At 54.4% G+C, this 15,326-nt stretch carries 12 protein-coding genes and 1 tRNA gene; 9 read left to right on the top strand and 4 right to left on the bottom strand.

Annotated features, from left to right (window positions below; translation table 11 throughout):
- The first annotated feature begins 210 nt into the window (after nt 1–210).
- Nucleotides 211–504, top strand: coding sequence for a DUF167 domain-containing protein (locus VIN76_RS00270; protein WP_332039809.1), 294 nt, complete (start codon nt 211–213; stop codon nt 502–504).
- Nucleotides 505–651: 147 nt separating this feature from the next.
- On the opposite strand, the gene VIN76_RS00275 is transcribed toward VIN76_RS00270, so the two are convergent.
- Nucleotides 652–1,845 (bottom strand): Yip1 family protein, encoded by a 1,194-nt coding sequence (locus VIN76_RS00275; RefSeq protein ID WP_332039810.1) that lies wholly within the window; start codon nt 1,843–1,845, stop codon nt 652–654.
- A 316-nt stretch (nt 1,846–2,161) separates the two neighbouring features.
- Here VIN76_RS00275 and VIN76_RS00280 point away from each other — a divergent pair, with 316 nt between their 5' ends.
- From VIN76_RS00280 to VIN76_RS00310, 7 genes are all read left to right on the top strand, one after another.
- A complete protein-coding gene (locus VIN76_RS00280) occupies nt 2,162–3,385 on the top strand; it encodes an aromatic ring-hydroxylating dioxygenase subunit alpha (RefSeq protein ID WP_332039811.1) in 1,224 nt (407 codons plus the stop codon).
- 55 nt (nt 3,386–3,440) lie between these two features.
- Nucleotides 3,441–5,402 (top strand): FAD-dependent oxidoreductase, encoded by a 1,962-nt coding sequence (locus VIN76_RS00285; RefSeq protein WP_332039812.1) that lies wholly within the window; start codon nt 3,441–3,443, stop codon nt 5,400–5,402.
- Between the two features lie 83 nt (nt 5,403–5,485).
- Nucleotides 5,486–6,052 (top strand): TetR/AcrR family transcriptional regulator, encoded by a 567-nt coding sequence (locus VIN76_RS00290; protein ID WP_332039813.1) that lies wholly within the window; start codon nt 5,486–5,488, stop codon nt 6,050–6,052.
- Between the two features lie 326 nt (nt 6,053–6,378).
- Entirely contained in the window at nt 6,379–7,863 is a 1,485-nt protein-coding gene (locus VIN76_RS00295) for an FAD-binding protein (RefSeq protein WP_332039814.1), read from the top strand.
- Nucleotides 7,864–8,158: 295 nt separating this feature from the next.
- Nucleotides 8,159–9,382, top strand: a complete 1,224-nt coding sequence (locus VIN76_RS00300; RefSeq protein ID WP_332039815.1) for a hypothetical protein — start codon at nt 8,159–8,161, stop codon at nt 9,380–9,382.
- A 108-nt stretch (nt 9,383–9,490) separates the two neighbouring features.
- On the top strand, nt 9,491–9,664 hold the full coding sequence (locus VIN76_RS00305) for a hypothetical protein (RefSeq protein ID WP_332039816.1): 174 nt from the start codon (nt 9,491–9,493) through the stop codon (nt 9,662–9,664).
- 81 nt (nt 9,665–9,745) lie between these two features.
- Nucleotides 9,746–12,301 carry an outer membrane beta-barrel protein gene (locus VIN76_RS00310; RefSeq protein WP_332039817.1) on the top strand — a complete coding sequence of 852 codons (2,556 nt, stop codon included), beginning with the start codon at nt 9,746–9,748 and terminating at the stop codon, nt 12,299–12,301.
- Between the two features lie 328 nt (nt 12,302–12,629).
- Here the strand turns inward: VIN76_RS00310 and VIN76_RS00315 are convergent.
- A tRNA-Thr gene (locus VIN76_RS00315) sits at nt 12,630–12,704 on the bottom strand.
- A 109-nt stretch (nt 12,705–12,813) separates the two neighbouring features.
- On the opposite strand from VIN76_RS00315, the gene VIN76_RS00320 reads away from it, so the two are divergent.
- Entirely contained in the window at nt 12,814–12,951 is a 138-nt protein-coding gene (locus VIN76_RS00320; RefSeq protein ID WP_332039818.1) for a hypothetical protein, read from the top strand.
- 20 nt (nt 12,952–12,971) lie between these two features.
- Here VIN76_RS00320 and VIN76_RS00325 read toward each other — a convergent pair whose 3' ends face one another.
- Together VIN76_RS00325 and VIN76_RS00330 are read right to left on the bottom strand one after the other, a co-directional pair.
- A complete protein-coding gene (locus tag VIN76_RS00325; RefSeq protein ID WP_332039819.1) occupies nt 12,972–13,457 on the bottom strand; it encodes a thioesterase family protein in 486 nt (161 codons plus the stop codon).
- Nucleotides 13,458–13,510: 53 nt separating this feature from the next.
- Entirely contained in the window at nt 13,511–15,292 is a 1,782-nt protein-coding gene (locus VIN76_RS00330) for an aminopeptidase P family protein (RefSeq protein WP_332039859.1), read from the bottom strand.
- Nucleotides 15,293–15,326 lie beyond the last annotated feature (34 nt).

Consider the following 15,326-nt stretch of genomic DNA (forward strand, 5'->3'; position numbering starts at 1 on the left):
GTCTCGGACGGAAATTGCGATATCGAAACATCACAATTTGTGAGGGTCGTTTAGCGGCGTGCGGAAATATGTCAAGAGATACGTGGGCTGGAGGGATCTCATCTTCCGTTAGCCTTAACGGGTGGTATCTTCCTCATTTGACAGGCATAATCGCCAAAAGGGCTTACAGAACAGGCCCAAAACGGATTACAGAACAGGCAAAGCGCTGAAATGGCGAAAAAGACAAAGCTACCACCACCGGAAACCATTTTTGCAATGGCAGATGAAAAGGGCAGAATCGCAGTCAAGGTCACGCCCAATGCTGGCGAGAATACCATATTGATGCCCGCCGAAGCTCCGGAAGCTGCCCAATTGCAAGTTCGCGTGACGGCAACACCCGAAGATGGCAAAGCCAACGGGGCTGTGTTGAAATTGCTGTCAAAGGCATTGGGAGTACCCAAATCGGCTCTCACGATCGTCCACGGCTCGAAAGCCCGCGTGAAAACGATCGAGATTAGCCGGTAATATGTGGATTTCCGTTAGTCCTGAGCCCATCGGGCCGGACGCCGACCAGGGCCGCGCCTGACAATTACGGCACGCTCGACAAGCTCAGGGCTAACGGTAACAGGGCAACGGTAACAGGGCTGAGGCCGGAACCGTGATGCCCCGTCCTTATTTGCTAAGGGCTTCCAGTTTCGCAAGATCAACCCGGTTGACCAGTGCGCGCAAGGCTTCGATCGAAGCAGCGCTGCCGTCGGCTTCGACATTGAAGCGATCGCCAATGACCACGCTATAGCTTCCGTCCTGGCGTTCGCTGTCAAAGCGGATCGAGGTCATGCGGCCATCAATTTTCCCCATCTTTTCGGTAACGCTTCCGTCCTGGCTTTCCGATTCTATGTTCATGGCACCACCCAATGTCGCAAGGCCGCCCACTGCGCCCAAGTCGGTAATAGACAGTTTCACGGATTGGGCGCCTTCACCATATTGCGCCGATGCCTTTGCCGTTGCCATGCCGCCAACTGATGTTCCACTGGATTTCAGGTTGGACTGCGCAAGGCCACCAGGCAGGGAAGCGGGAAGCAATTCTGCAAGCTCCTTCGGTGCAATAGCCGTGGCTTCGCCGCTTTTCGCCTTCTCGCTCGCCGCCGCCATTTTCTGGCCAGCCTCTTCCAGCTTGCCCATGTCGATCGAACCGACACCGGGGATGCTCAGATCACCCGACAGGCTGCCCGGCAGACCACCTGACCCGCTAGAATCACTGAACGAAGGCGTGCTGCTGCCCAGCATCATCAGCGGAGCCAGAACCGCGCTGAAAATAAGCCCTGCGACTACCCCGATGGCAACGATAACCACCGTGTAAACAAGTGACTTGTCCTCTGGCGATTTCATCATGACCGGGATACCTAGATAAAGCAGGTAAAGCCCGTACAGTCCGAGAATGGCCAGCATGCCAAGCCCCGGAATTAGCTGGAATATCGCCGCTACCCAACCGGCAGTGGCGCTATAGGCCGCCAGTTTGAACGCATTGGTCCGGTTGGAAGTGCCTTCAAATTTCGGCGCCAGAAAATCGATCACCAGTGCCAACAGAAACACAGCAACCAGCGTGACTATATAGCTGACAACCGCAGTTGACAGTGCGGAAAGAAACGACGGGCGATATGTCACCCCCAAAAAGCTGTTACCAAAAATGACAGCGTGCAAGAATGTGGCAACGGGTCCAATTGCTGCCAAGGGAAGGACATGGGACTTGTAGACACCGGCTATGCTGGTTGGTTCAGCTTCGATAACCGGCCACTCTTCACGAGGCTTCAAAAGAATTGCCTTGGTGCGCCCCAATAGCGCTTTTCCGGCCTGTTGATCACTCATTAAATTATACCCCTTCACAAATTTTCATTGCGACCCGTGCCTTTTAACTATCGCAAAGCAAGGCAATGTAAAGGAAATGTTCCCGAAGAAGAACTGCGCGTTACCCGTCGAACAATGAGGTAAATGTCTGCGGGTCAGTCAATATCAGACAGCCTGGCCTCGTTTAAACCCCTCTATTATGAACCCGATCCCGGACGGTTAACTGCCGCCTCAGGCCTATCTATTTTATTTATATCAATGTTATATTTAACGTTGACTCGCCTTATGCCCCCTGTATTAAATTGACCGTAATAAGACAGAGAGAGGATTAACGCTGATGAAAGCGGAAGCGAAGCGACAGCTCTATGCCGATACCGAAGAGATGCTTGCCCTTCAGGATACGGGCACCGTTCAGCAGGCGCGGCAAGTGGCAAGGCTGGACGCTCGTCAATATACGGACGAGGCGCAGTTTTCCTCCGAAAAGAATCGGATTTTCAAACGGGTCCCCCTCATGCTCGCGGCAAGTTGCGAGTTGAATGAGCCTGGAGCCTACAAGACAATGGATATTGCAGGCGTCCCGGTCTTGCTGGTGCGCGGCAAAGACGGAGTGGCACGCGCATTCCTAAACAGTTGCACGCATCGCGCCAGTCCTGTCGCAAAAGGCTGTGGTAAGGCTGCACGTTTCACCTGCCCCTATCATGGCTGGTCTTTCGGGCGTGAAGGCAATCTTGTCGGGATCGCCTCCCGCGAGACTTTCGGAGACATTGATCCAGACGATTACGGCCTGATCCGTTTTCCGGTGCATGAGCAATCAGGCCTGATCTGGGCCATATTGGACCCCGATGCACCTGCCGATTTTACTGCATTTCTGGGCGAATTTGCAGAGATGCTTGGTGGCTTCGGCTTTGAAAACTGGCATTTTGGTAAACGCACCACTCTGGAAGGCACCAACTGGAAACTGGCCTTCGATGCGCATCTGGAATTCTACCATCTCCCCGTATTGCATCGGGAGACTTTCGGTCCGGATACCGGAAATGCTGCCCATTACCAATATCATGGACCTCATTTTCGCCTGCGCCATATCGGCAAGCGGGCTGAGCGTACGGGCTTTGACAGCGTCTCTCTTCTGGAGGGCCTGCCTCGCGAAGCCTGGCCGACGGAGCCTCTGTTTTCGGGGGAATGGATTCTCTTCCCCAATGTTTCGATCAACAGTTTCTTCCAGGGTGGCCGGGGCGTGATTATTTCGCAGGTTATTCCGGGAAACACCGTTGGCGAATCCGTTACGGTCCAGACATATCTTCACAAAAAGGCGCAGAATGAGGAAGAACAGGCCACTGCGGCCGAGTTAACGTCGTTCATCGCGCATGTGGTTAGAGACGAGGATTTGCCGATGTCGCAGGACCAGCAGCATATCCTGTCATCCGGTATTCAGAAATTTGTACAGTTCGGGCGAAACGAAGGCGGATTGCAGCATTTCCATCGCTGGGTGGAACATTGTGTGAGCACGGATGAGGAGCGGCCCCTTGCCGACCTGATGGCGGCGGCTCCGGACATTCCATAATCCGCTCAACCGATAATGGGCTACCTGTTTGCAGCAGGACATTCAGGAGAATAACATGGCATTATACGATAATCTGTTCGAGCCGCTTGCTGTCGGACCAGTCACGATACCCAACCGCATCGTCAGGGCTGCCCACTCGACATTGCTTTCGGGAGAACGACTGATAGCCTATCACGAGGCGCGGGCGCGCGGCGGTGTCGGAATGTCCACGCTGGAAGCGGCCAACGTGCTCGCCCCCGAAGGAGCCCTCGTTCCGCTGGGGTCGGATGCTGTCCTGCCATTTTACGAAGAAATATCTTCCAGAATGCGGCCCTACGGGATGAAGCTTTTTCAGCAGATCTATAACCCCGGTGCCAGCATGTCACCGAACTACCTGCCGTCTCTGGAAGCGCCGCTAAGCGTGGGAGAGATTCCCAATCCGCTTTACAATGTCTCTCCCATGCAGATGACGCGCGGCGAGATTCAGGCAATGGTTCATGCTTTCGCGCTTGCAGCCCGCCGGGTTCGGGATGGCGGGCTTGATGGCATAGATATCCATGCTTCCTCCGGTTATCTGATTCACGAATTTCTTTCACCCGCCCTCAACCACAGAACAGACGAATATGGGGGCTCATTTGAAAACAGACTGCGTTTCCTAAGGGAAATAATCGCCGCTATCCGCGCCGAGATCGGCCATGATATCGCGGTCGGGGTGCGGCTGCCGAACGAGGATTATACCCCAGGCGGCCTGACGCCCGAACGCAACGCGGAGATCTCCAAGGCAGTTGAAGATGAGGTCGACTATATATCGCTCCACATGAGCAGCTATTGGCGATTCCATAAATTGATCGCACCGGCTGATGATCCGCTGGGCGCGGAAATGCCGTCCAACAAGCCTATCACTTCGGTCATCAGCAAACCCAGGATGGTCGTCGGAAGGATCATGACGCTCGACCATGCGAGCGCCATTGTTCGCGAAGGCGAGGCGGATCTTGTATCCATGGTCCGCGCTTTGATCGCCGATCCCGAGCTGGTCAACAAGGCCCGGCGTCTCGAGGAGTCGCGTATCCGCCCATGTATCGGAACAAACATGGGCTGTGTGGGACAGATGATGAGCCGCGGCGTTCTCAGTTGCGTGGTGAACCGGACGGCGGCGCTAGAATCTTCGCACTCGTTTGAGCCTGACAATCAAGCAATAGAGCCAAAGAAAATACTTGTCATCGGTGGCGGTCCGGCTGGATTGGAAGCCGCACGGACAGCGGCCTTGCGCGGCCACAAAGTCATCCTGCATGAAGCCACGAAATCGCTGGGCGGGCAACTGGTCTATGCGCGGCAAGCACCGCACCGGGCCGACCTCGGGATGATAGTGGACTATCTGGTCAGCGAACTGGATATCCTTGATGTCGAGATTTCCATTAATTCGCTGGTTGATGATGACATGATCGCTGAAATCAATCCCGATGAAATCATTCTGGCAACAGGAAGCACACCGCGCACGGACGGGTTTCAGGTGTCATATCCTGTCGATCCCGTTCCCGGATGTCACTTGCCTCACGTTCATTCGAGCTGGGATGTCTTTTCGAAGAATATCGTTTCCAGCTTTTCCGGCCACGCCGTAATCTTCGACGATACAGGAACTTTCGAGGCGATCTCGGTCGCTGATGTCCTGCTGGCCGCTGGTCTCAAAGTGACGATGGTGTCGCGCTTCGAGAAGATGGGAGAGGAAATCCCGTTCCCGCCTGTCACGGTTGGAGCGGCGCGCGAAAGACTGATGGCGGGGAACTTTGATTTTATTGGCGGACATTGCCTTCGCAGCATCGAACAGGATATGGTCCATATCGGGGTGCCATATACGTCCCGCGAAAGGACGCTGGAAGCGGCCAATGTCGTGATGGTGGGTTTCAAGCAGCCCAATCGCGAACTTGTTGATACCGTCCGGTCGATGGGCAAAACAGTCCATCTGATTGGCGATGCACTGGGCCGGAACGACCTGATGAGCGCGATACACGGCGGCGCCGATATCGGCAGATCAATCTGAGCACCTTCATGAAATTTGCGCGATTGTCACTATCTTACCACTCGGTTAGACCCCGGGTCGTCCGAAACTGATGGGTAGTGATTTTGCCACGTATTGTAGATCATGATGAACGCCGCAAACAGGTCGTCGGGATTGCCAGAAATGTATTGCTGAAACACGGGCTGGAAAAATTCACCATACGGCGAATTGCAGAGGCTGCGAATCTCAGCACAGCCATAATCTCACATTATTTCCGCGATAAACGGGAACTCATGCTGTTCATTTTTCTGAACACTCTGGAAATCACACAGCGCCGGTTCACGCAGGCCGTCGAGTCCGGGTTATCAACCACAGCCTGCTTGCAAACATTGCTGCCCACAGATGCTGAAAGCCGTGACAACTGGAAGGTCTGGATCGCATTCTGGAACATGACGCTGACCGATACGGAATTTCGGCAGCAACAGGTAACGAAGACCCAGGACACTCTGCAGAGGATACGCGGATTGCTGGAACGCGATTCCCGTTCACGGCCAATGACCGATGAGGAAAAGGACATTGAGGAGCGAAGGATATTTGCCGTAATTGTCGGCATAGCTATCCAGGCAATTCACGACCCTGATAACTGGCCTGTGGAACGGCAGGGCCGCGTATTGGAAAGCGAATTCGGCTGATTATTTGCCCGGCAGGCACAATATTACAATATACCTGTCAGGCCCCTGCTGATTCAGGCTTTTATCACGCTCTCACCAGATGATTATACACCCGTCCCAGCAGCGATCCATGCGCGAGCAGGCCTATCATTTTTAATTATATCAAAGTTATTAATAAAATTGACTCGGCCTCCATGCCCTGTACTAAATTGAACATAATAAAGAGAAAGAGAGGATGAGTAACGCGGATGAAATCCGAAACGGTGAAGCACATTCGTGCTTGTGCCGGGGCCATAAGGGCCTCTGTGTTACCGCGCCCTGTTACAACCTGAAACGGAGTGATAGCCATGACCAATGTGAATGAACCCGCCGAACTGCTTTCTGCTTCGGATATCAAGCAATGGGACGATACCGCTGACGTGGTTGTGATCGGCTATGGCATTGCCGGGGCCTGTGCGGCGCTGGAAGCGCGCCGGGCCGGTGCAGATGTGCTGGTGATCGAGCGTGCCTCTGGCGGCGGCGGAGCCAGCGCGCTGTCTGCAGGCATTTTCTATTTTGGCGGTGGCACAGACGTCCAGCGCGCGGCGGGTTACGAGGATAGCGCGGACAATATGTACGACTACCTGATGGCCAGTACCGGAGCGCCCGACGCGAAGCTGGTGCGGCGCTATTGCGACCATTCTGCCGAGCAGTTCGACTGGCTTGAGGCACAGGGCGTGCCTTTCAATCGCGGGCATTACAAGGGCAAGTCGGTCATCGCGCCGACCGATGACTGCCTGGCCTCCACCGGTAACGAGAAACTATGGCCCTTTAAGCAGGTCGCAAAGCCCGTCCCGCGCGGGCACAAGGTCGCCAAAGAAGGTGACGGCGGCGGCGCTCTGGCCATGGACGCCTTGACCACTGCCTGCGAACGCGAAGGCGTGCGCGTGGAAGTGGACAGCCGCGTCAATGCGTTCATCCGCGATGACGCTGGCCGTATTGTCGGCGTCCGCGCGAAGCAGAGTGACGGGCAGAAATATTTTCGCGCCAAAAATGGTGTGGTGCTGGCCGCCGGGGCGTTCGGGTTGAACCGCGAGATGGTCAGCCATTATTCCCCGCAATTTCCTGACAGCTGCGAGCCGCTGGGCATTCCGAACAATGACGGCGACGCCATTCGCCTTGGTCAGGCGGTCGGCGGCAAACTGCGTTCGATGGACGGGATCATTGCCACGGCCAGCTTTTATCCGCCCGAACAATTGATCAAGGCGATTCTGGTCAACAACAAAGGCGAGCGGTTTGTCGCCGAGGACAGTTATCACGGGCGCTCCGCGCAGGCGATTATGGAGCAACCGGAGACTGTGGCCTATCTGGTGATGGATTCAGCAATCTTCGCCTATCCCGAGGTTGCCCACGCCAATCACCGCCTCATCGATGGCTGGGAGACGGTCGCAGAAATGGAAGCGGGGCTCAACATGCCCCAAGGCTCGCTCCAGCGCACCATGGCAGAATATAATGAAGGCGCCGCGCGCGGGGAAGATGCGCTATTCCACAAGGACAAGGAATGGCTGCAACCGCTCGACAAGGGGCCTTATGCCGCTTTCGAGCTATCTTACAGCAATTCCTGTTATTACTATATCACTCTGGGCGGTTTGACGATCTCTGCCGATACAGAAGTGCTCGATTCCAATGGCAACGCGATACCCGGCCTGTTCGCCGCGGGCGCATGCGCTTCCACCATCTCGCAGGATGGTCGTGGCTACGCCAGCGGCCTGATGCTGGGGCCAGCTTCATATTTCGGCCGGGTCGCGGGAGAAAATGCAGCGCGCGAGTCCGCCGCCGTGTCCCCCGGTTAAATCATCACGAAAATCTGTGAGTTCGGCCAGATCAAGCTCTTCCCTGGCGTTGACGGATTGATCGGCTGACCATCAGAGAGTGTGCTGTTTCCACCACAAATACAGCGCTAACTGTCATTGAAACTTCACATTTTCTGATTTGAAGCTACGTCAGAATATACTACGTAAATTTCCGTATGAGTCACAACAATAAGTTTCAGTAATAGAGGAACGCAACCTGTGACCTGAATTGGGGATTCTTAATCGACGTCGTTCGAGTCTGATCAGGTTTTTTGTATTTACGAAGGGCTTCTTTATGACAATTGACAAAAAATATTCCAAGGCAATCCTGCAATCCACTTCAGCTGCGGTTGCACTCATCCTATCAGGTATGAGCATTCCAGCACTGGCGAGCAGCTCTGCGGAAGAATTTTCCGAAGTGCAGCATACAGGCGGTGGCGGCAGCGGTAGTTCATCGCATGACAGTGATTCTCATGATTCTGACTCGCATCAAGGATCATCGGGATCCCAGGGCCAAAAAGGCAAGGGCCGTGAACCCGGCACCACATCGGGCCAAGGTCAGGGCAAGGGAAGCATGGAAGATATTTTCCGTGATATTTCCGGCCATGATGACGCCGAGGATTCAGATCGCCCGGATTGGGCTGGTGTAAAAGGTGGCAAGAATGAACATGGCGGCCAACCTGATACTTCTGGTAGTAAAAAAGGCGACTTGTACGGCGATCTTTACGTCATCCTGCGGGATGCAAATGGCGTTCCGATCCTGACACCGGAAGGCTTTGTCCAGCCCGTTGATGCGAATGGCAACCCCCTCCCGCTTGATGCAGAAGGCGCACCGGTCGATCCGTCACTTGCTCAAGAAGTCGAGCTTGGCCGTCTGAATGTTGGCCGTGCACCCGCTTCCGTTCTTGACCGGCGGGCAGAGGAAGTCGTGACCATGCTGAATAGTGCGTCAGAAGTCACGCTGGATGCAGCTGGTCGTTTGATGCTTACTGTTGACGGCGTAACCAAGACGATCGATTCACCGCTGGAAAATCTTGCGATCTATGTGGCATTGATGACCACCGGAACAATACCGGGCGTTACCGATCTACCCGGCACGCAATTTGACCATTTGATTGATGGTGTCTTAACTGCCGATGATCTCTCGTCAGCCGTTTCGTTCCTTGCTGGCGCCTCCGACAAGGCAAGCGCTCTCACAAATGACGAAGTGGCCTATATCAACAGTTTTCTTGGTCTCAACACGGTGCAGCAGGGTAACGTGACCTACTCCAACATCGACTATAGCAATTTCAGCTATGACCGGTCGGACGTTTACGCAGACAGGACGGTCACGGTTTTGATCCAGCAACCGGATAACAGCTGGGTTCCGACAGAGGTGAATGTCATGGAAACCATCTTTGACAACGTCGATTACAGCGGCTCGGGGTCTTTCTCCGCCTTTGCCCAGGCTGCCGAAGATTCCCGTGCAATCATAAACTTCATCCATGAATATGAAGTTCCCGCGGATGAAGTGAACTAACGAAACTTGTGTCGGCGGTCGGACCGCCGACACATTCTATTTTCCGATGGGCTATTTTCCGATGGGGGTATTGCGACATGATGTTCAGGACTAATCTTGGACTAGATTATGGCCGCCGCTGCAGCGATCAGCTGGGTGAGAGGCTGTATGAGCGCAGCGCCCTATCAATCCGACATCAAAGGTCATGCCTTTTCCTGGCAGCGGGGCACAGAGCTGTTTGAAGCCCGCACCGGAATCGTCATGTATCGCAGAGCAGCGCCAGCGGGCGAACGCAAAGCCTGATGCCCCCCTAACCTTATCGCAGATCTGGAGCAGACATTTCAGCGTCAGCGGCCAGACTAATTTCACAACAGGAGAATATTTGTGCTCAAGAAACAGGCGAAACCGTTATTTGGTCAAGTGACGGGATTGTCCGCCTTAGGCAGAAACGGTCGGCACAGTTTCAAACTTGCTATCATGGCAGCGGCAGCAATGCCGACAGTCGTGGCTGCGCAGGAAAATGTGGTTCAGGCGGTGCCCGATTCTACTATAATCGTTACCCCCGATAGCTCCAGACAGGACGCCCCGACTCCCGCCAAGCCCGACCTAGAGGCTGCTCCCAAAACGAGTAATAGCTTCAATGTAACCGCCGATGTAGGTACTGAATATAACGACAATATTTATGCCACCCGCAATGACGAGGTGGATGATATCCTGATAACATTCCGTCCCGGTGCCAGCTTTTCATGGGGCGATCAAAAAAACCGCATCACGTTTTCCGGCTCCGGAGCCATAGGCCGCTATATCGACAATGAAACTGAAAATTATGACGACTGGCAAGTCGGCATGAACGGAAGGGCCCAATTGTCATCCGACATCACCCTGGTGGCTGGCGGCGATTATCAGTGGGATCATGAAAATCGTGCGTCACCGGAAGCGGTGAATGGGATTGAGCCCACGCAATATGAACGTGCTTACGGCTTTGCGGGATTGCTCCTACAGGCGAAGCCGATAACCGCTCGCCTGGTCGGGACCGTGAACGATTTTGATTTTGATGACGTGGATAGTTTGACCGGGACGATCAACAATGATGACCGCGACCGCACGCATTATGAAATCGGTACGCGAATAGGATATCCTCTGGGCACAGGATCGGAAATCTTTGTCCAGGGTGCCTATGACAAGCGGGAATATGACCAGACCGTCGATGATTTTGGCTATACCCGCTATTCCGACGGCTTCACGCTTGCGGTTGGCGCACGGCACAAATTGAGCAACCGCCTGACCGGCGAACTATTTGTTGGTTATCTGCAACAGGATTACCGCGATATCCGGTTTGACGATATCTCGACAATCGATTTCGGCGCCGTGGTCGATTGGAGCGGGCCGAGGGGGCTTTCCGCCTCGTTCCGTGTGGATCGCAGCGTAGAGGAAACAACCCTTCCCGGTGCTTCGTCCTATATGCTGACTTCCGGGAATTTTTCGATCAGAGCCAATCCGCATCCCCGTCTTGCTGCCGGCCTTGGCCTGCGTGGATCGCATTATGACTATCGCGGCGTGGACCGGTCCGAATCTGTTCTGAGCGCCAATTTGTGGACGCGCTATTATCTGAACAAGCATCTATACGTCGGTACCGATTACACTTTCGCCGAGCGCAGCTCCAACGCCGCGGGTTATGACTATGACCAGAATCGCTTCATGTTCCGTATCGGGGCGCAGCTGGAACCACATCACAGTGACGCTGTCGCGCCTATCACGATTGGTGCGCCCGCTCCGGGCGGCGGATATGTGGCACTCACCATGGCCCACGGTTCACTCATCACCGGGCTTGACGGACCGCGAGGGAGCGGTGGCAGCAATACCGCCGACTTTGGCGATGCCGGGCTGAGCTATGGCGCCGTTGCCGGATATGGCATGCTCATTGACTCGCTCTATCTGGGGATAGAGGCGCAGGGACAGCTCGACGGACCGGACTGGCTGCACAGTGCCAGCCGGGTTTTTTCGGTGGAACAAAAAAACAGTTTCGGCATTTCCGGACGTCTTGGTTATGCTGATGAAGGGGGCAATCTCGCTTATGTTCGCACGGGCCTAACCAGCACCAATTTCCGCACCACATATAATCATGACGCGAGCAGCTTTGTGAACAGTGATCGTATGACCGGACTGGAAATTGGCCTTGGTATAGATGCCAAAGCCGGCAACCGGGGCTTTATCCGCATGGAATATGCCGTGAGCTCTTATGACGATACAGATATTCCCACGGGAAATGGCAATTTTGACAATTTTTCAACGACACGAAACCAGTTTCTGGTCGGCGGAGGGATCCGCTTTGGTGCAAAATCCGAAGAGAAAGATGACGTGCCGCCTACCGATTTTTCTGGTTTCTACGTCGGTGCCCAATTTGGTCATGGAACTCTAACCAGCGACAATGATGGAACGCGCACCGGAGGCACGGCAATTGACATACAACGCGCCAGCCAAGGTCCTGCGGTCGGCCTGTTTGCAGGTGTCGGGTTCGTCTATTCGGGATTTTACATCGGCGGGGAAGTGGATGCCGACATTTCCAATATAAACTGGAATATCGAACGCGACCCGACCGGCCGGGTTTACGCCGCCGAACATGAATATAGTTTCGGCGCACGGGCGCGGCTCGGCTATCAGATCAGCGAGGCAGCGTTGTTATACGGTCATGTCGGCGCCGTCCGCACGCGCTTCAACATCCCGGATGGCAGCGCGGTCGAGATCGTAAGATCGGAAGAAACACAGACCGGCCTGCGTTACGGAGCGGGAATGGACATTGGTCTAGGCAAGCATGCGCGCTTGCGCCTTGACTATAGTATTACCGATTATCAAGATTATGAGGTGCTTATCAGAGACTCGATTGACGGGTTCAATCATAAGGAAAACCTGTTCCGTTTCGGCCTTGCCTGGAAATTGTAAGGTTTGACGAAACACACTGTAACGGCATCTTGCATATATGGTCATGCAAGATGCCCGTTATCGAATATGAACAAAAACGCTGTCCTACATGGCCATCGCTATGATTATGATAGTGCCATATAGGTTCTTTCTCAGTTTTGAATATTCGCTTTCGGGTTAGGCGCGCCCGTATCAGAGAAAGTTTCTAATGTTGGAAAAATCCAACATTTTGAGGAAGCTTTGGCGGAAAATAACGCTTCCTTGGTGTGAAGTTAGTGAAGTTAGACACACTAGCATAGTGCGCAGCGCCCTTGCCCGCAGGATACCGATTTGCACTAAGTTGAAAAAATGGTGCTGCTAGAGAGAATTGAACTCTCGACCTCGTCATTACCAATGACGCGCTCTACCACTGAGCTACAGCAGCACTGATTTTTTGTCCGGGCTATCTGCCCCAAGCACCGCGCCTATGCGAAAGGGCTACCGGCTTGTCAAGTAGTGTTGCATTTTTGATTGTACGCTGGCAAATATCATCCATGCCCAAACCCCAGCCACCATCTGAAAAACAGCGCAAGGAAGCCGAAAAAGCAGAGCGGCTTGCCGAGCAGTTGCGGGCAAATTTACGGCGGCGCAAGGCGCAGTCCAGAAATCTGCAAGGCAGCGACCCCGACTAAGGGCCGCTTTGCCGGATCTATTATGCGGGAACCGTGGCCCGTTCCGGTTTGATAATCTCAAACTCCGTCACCGCATCAATATAGTCTTGCGCGACTGGCGCCACTTCGCCGGTCGCGGGATCGAACCAGACATAGGTAAGTTTTATCACATTGAGCAGCGTGTCACCGCGAACGATATGGACCAGCACGGAATAGCTCGTCCGGCCAAATCTGGTGATGCGCAGGCAGATGTCGAGCAGGTCGTCCGCTTTTGCCGGGGCCCGGTAATCGACCTCGGCATGTCGCACCCAGTTATCACCGCCAAACAGCCCCATGAAACTGTCCGATGAATATTCCTTCCCGTTCGCGGCAACCAGCTCGCGGAAATATTCGGACACGCCAACATCCGCAAAGGCGAGATAATGGGCGTTGAACACTATGCCCTGCATATCTGCCTCTGCATAGCGCACCCGCAGCGGAGTAATCAGACGAAAACCCGCGCGCGGGTCTGTGGTTTCTGTTGTCATTTCGGTGTTGTCATCCTGAATTTATTGGCGTTCATGCTCTTTAGGCAAGGACGCTATAACGGCTGGCATTGTTCCTTAAGCCAATCGAGCGCCTCACCCTCCAATTGCGGGCCGACAATATCAAGCACATGCGCATGATAGTCATCAACCCACTGGCGCTGATTATCCGACAGGACGGAAAGGTCAATCAATCGCCGGTCAAGCGGAGCAAATGTGAGTGTTTCAAAGCCCAGCATGTTCTTTTCAGCACCGGCAATATCGCGTTCTTCAACCAGAATCAGGTTCTCGATACGAATGCCAAAGTCATTGTCCTTGTAATAGCCCGGCTCGTTGGAGCAAATCATGCCCGCTACCAACGGCTCGTTAAACCCGCCAAAGGCAGCAATCCGCTGCGGTCCCTCATGCACTGACAGATAGGCACCCACACCGTGGCCAGTGCCATGGGCATAATCGACGCCATCGGCCCAAAGATATTGCCGCGCCAATATGTCCAGTTGCCCGCCGGTCGTGCCTTCGGGGAACACGGCCTTCGCCAGCGCGATATGGCCTTGCAGAACCTGCGTATAGCGTTTGATCATCTCGTCCGTTGGTTCGCCAACCGCCATTGTCCGGGTCACATCGGTCGTGCCATCGCGATATTGCCCGCCGCTATCCACCAGGTAGAGCGTGCCGGTTTCAATCTTGCGGTTGGTTTTCTCGTTAACGCTATAGTGACATAATGCGCCATTGGGACCAGCGCCGGATATCGTGCGGAATGACAGGTCCATCAACTTGTCCGATTGCCCGCGAAACTCGGCCAGCTTTGCGGCAACAGTCAGCTCGTCATGACCGCCCTTTGGCGCTTCTTGTGAAAACCAGTGAAGAAATTTACTCAGCGCCGCTCCGTCGCGTGCCTGCGCTGCCTTATGGCCACTAATCTCGGTTTCATTCTTGATCGCCTTGGCCAATATCGTGGGATCACGTCTTTTGACGATCTGCGCTCCGGCTCCTTCAAGCTGGTCGAATATCGCGGCTACAGAGCGCTCCGGATCAACGCCAATCTTCTGGTCCGTATATTCGGTCAAAGCCGCAGGAAACTCGTTATAGTCGCGCAGTGCAACCGAATTGCCCAGATGCACCCTGACTTCATCGGTGAGCTTTTCAGGCGCGACAAACAACTGCGCGCTGCCGTCCGCTTTGATGATCGCATAGCCACGCGGCACGGGGGTGTTGGCAATATCCTTGCCACGAATATTAAAGGCCCATGCCACCGAATCGAGCGCGGCAATAACCGTCGCGTCCAGCCCTTCCTCTTTCAGCCATGCCGCGATGTCCGCCCGTTTCTCGCTGGCGCTTTTACCGGCAAATTCATCCGGCTGCACATCGAGTTTCAACAAAGATGGTTCCGGCTGGTCTTTCCACACCGCGTCAATGGGGTTCGATTTCACCGCCACCAACTGGGCACCGCGCTTGGCAAGTCTGGCTTCGGCAGATTTGGCCCAGTCCTGTGTATGAAGCCACGCATCATAGCCGATGTTAGAGCCTTCCGGTGCATTTTCGCCAAGCCAGTCAATCATGCTTTTGTCGGCCGTGCCAACATATTCGTAAAGATTGCCATCGACCTGATCGCGTACCTGAATAGTGTAGCGCCCATCAACGAACATCGCCGCTTTGTCTTTCAGGACGACCGCCGAGCCTGCCGAGCCGCCAAAGCCGGTTAGCCAGGCCAGACGCTGTGCATAGTCACCGACATATTCGCTCATATGCTCGTCACAAATGGGTACGACAAACCCGTCAAGACCATCTTTTGTCATTTGCTCGCGCAAGGCCGAAAGCCTTGCTTCATAAGTGGACATCAACATTGGCTGCGAAACTCCTTGAATTAGCTGC

It is taken from the genome of Parasphingorhabdus sp. (genome assembly GCF_036568145.1).
Classification (GTDB): domain Bacteria; phylum Pseudomonadota; class Alphaproteobacteria; order Sphingomonadales; family Sphingomonadaceae; genus Parasphingorhabdus.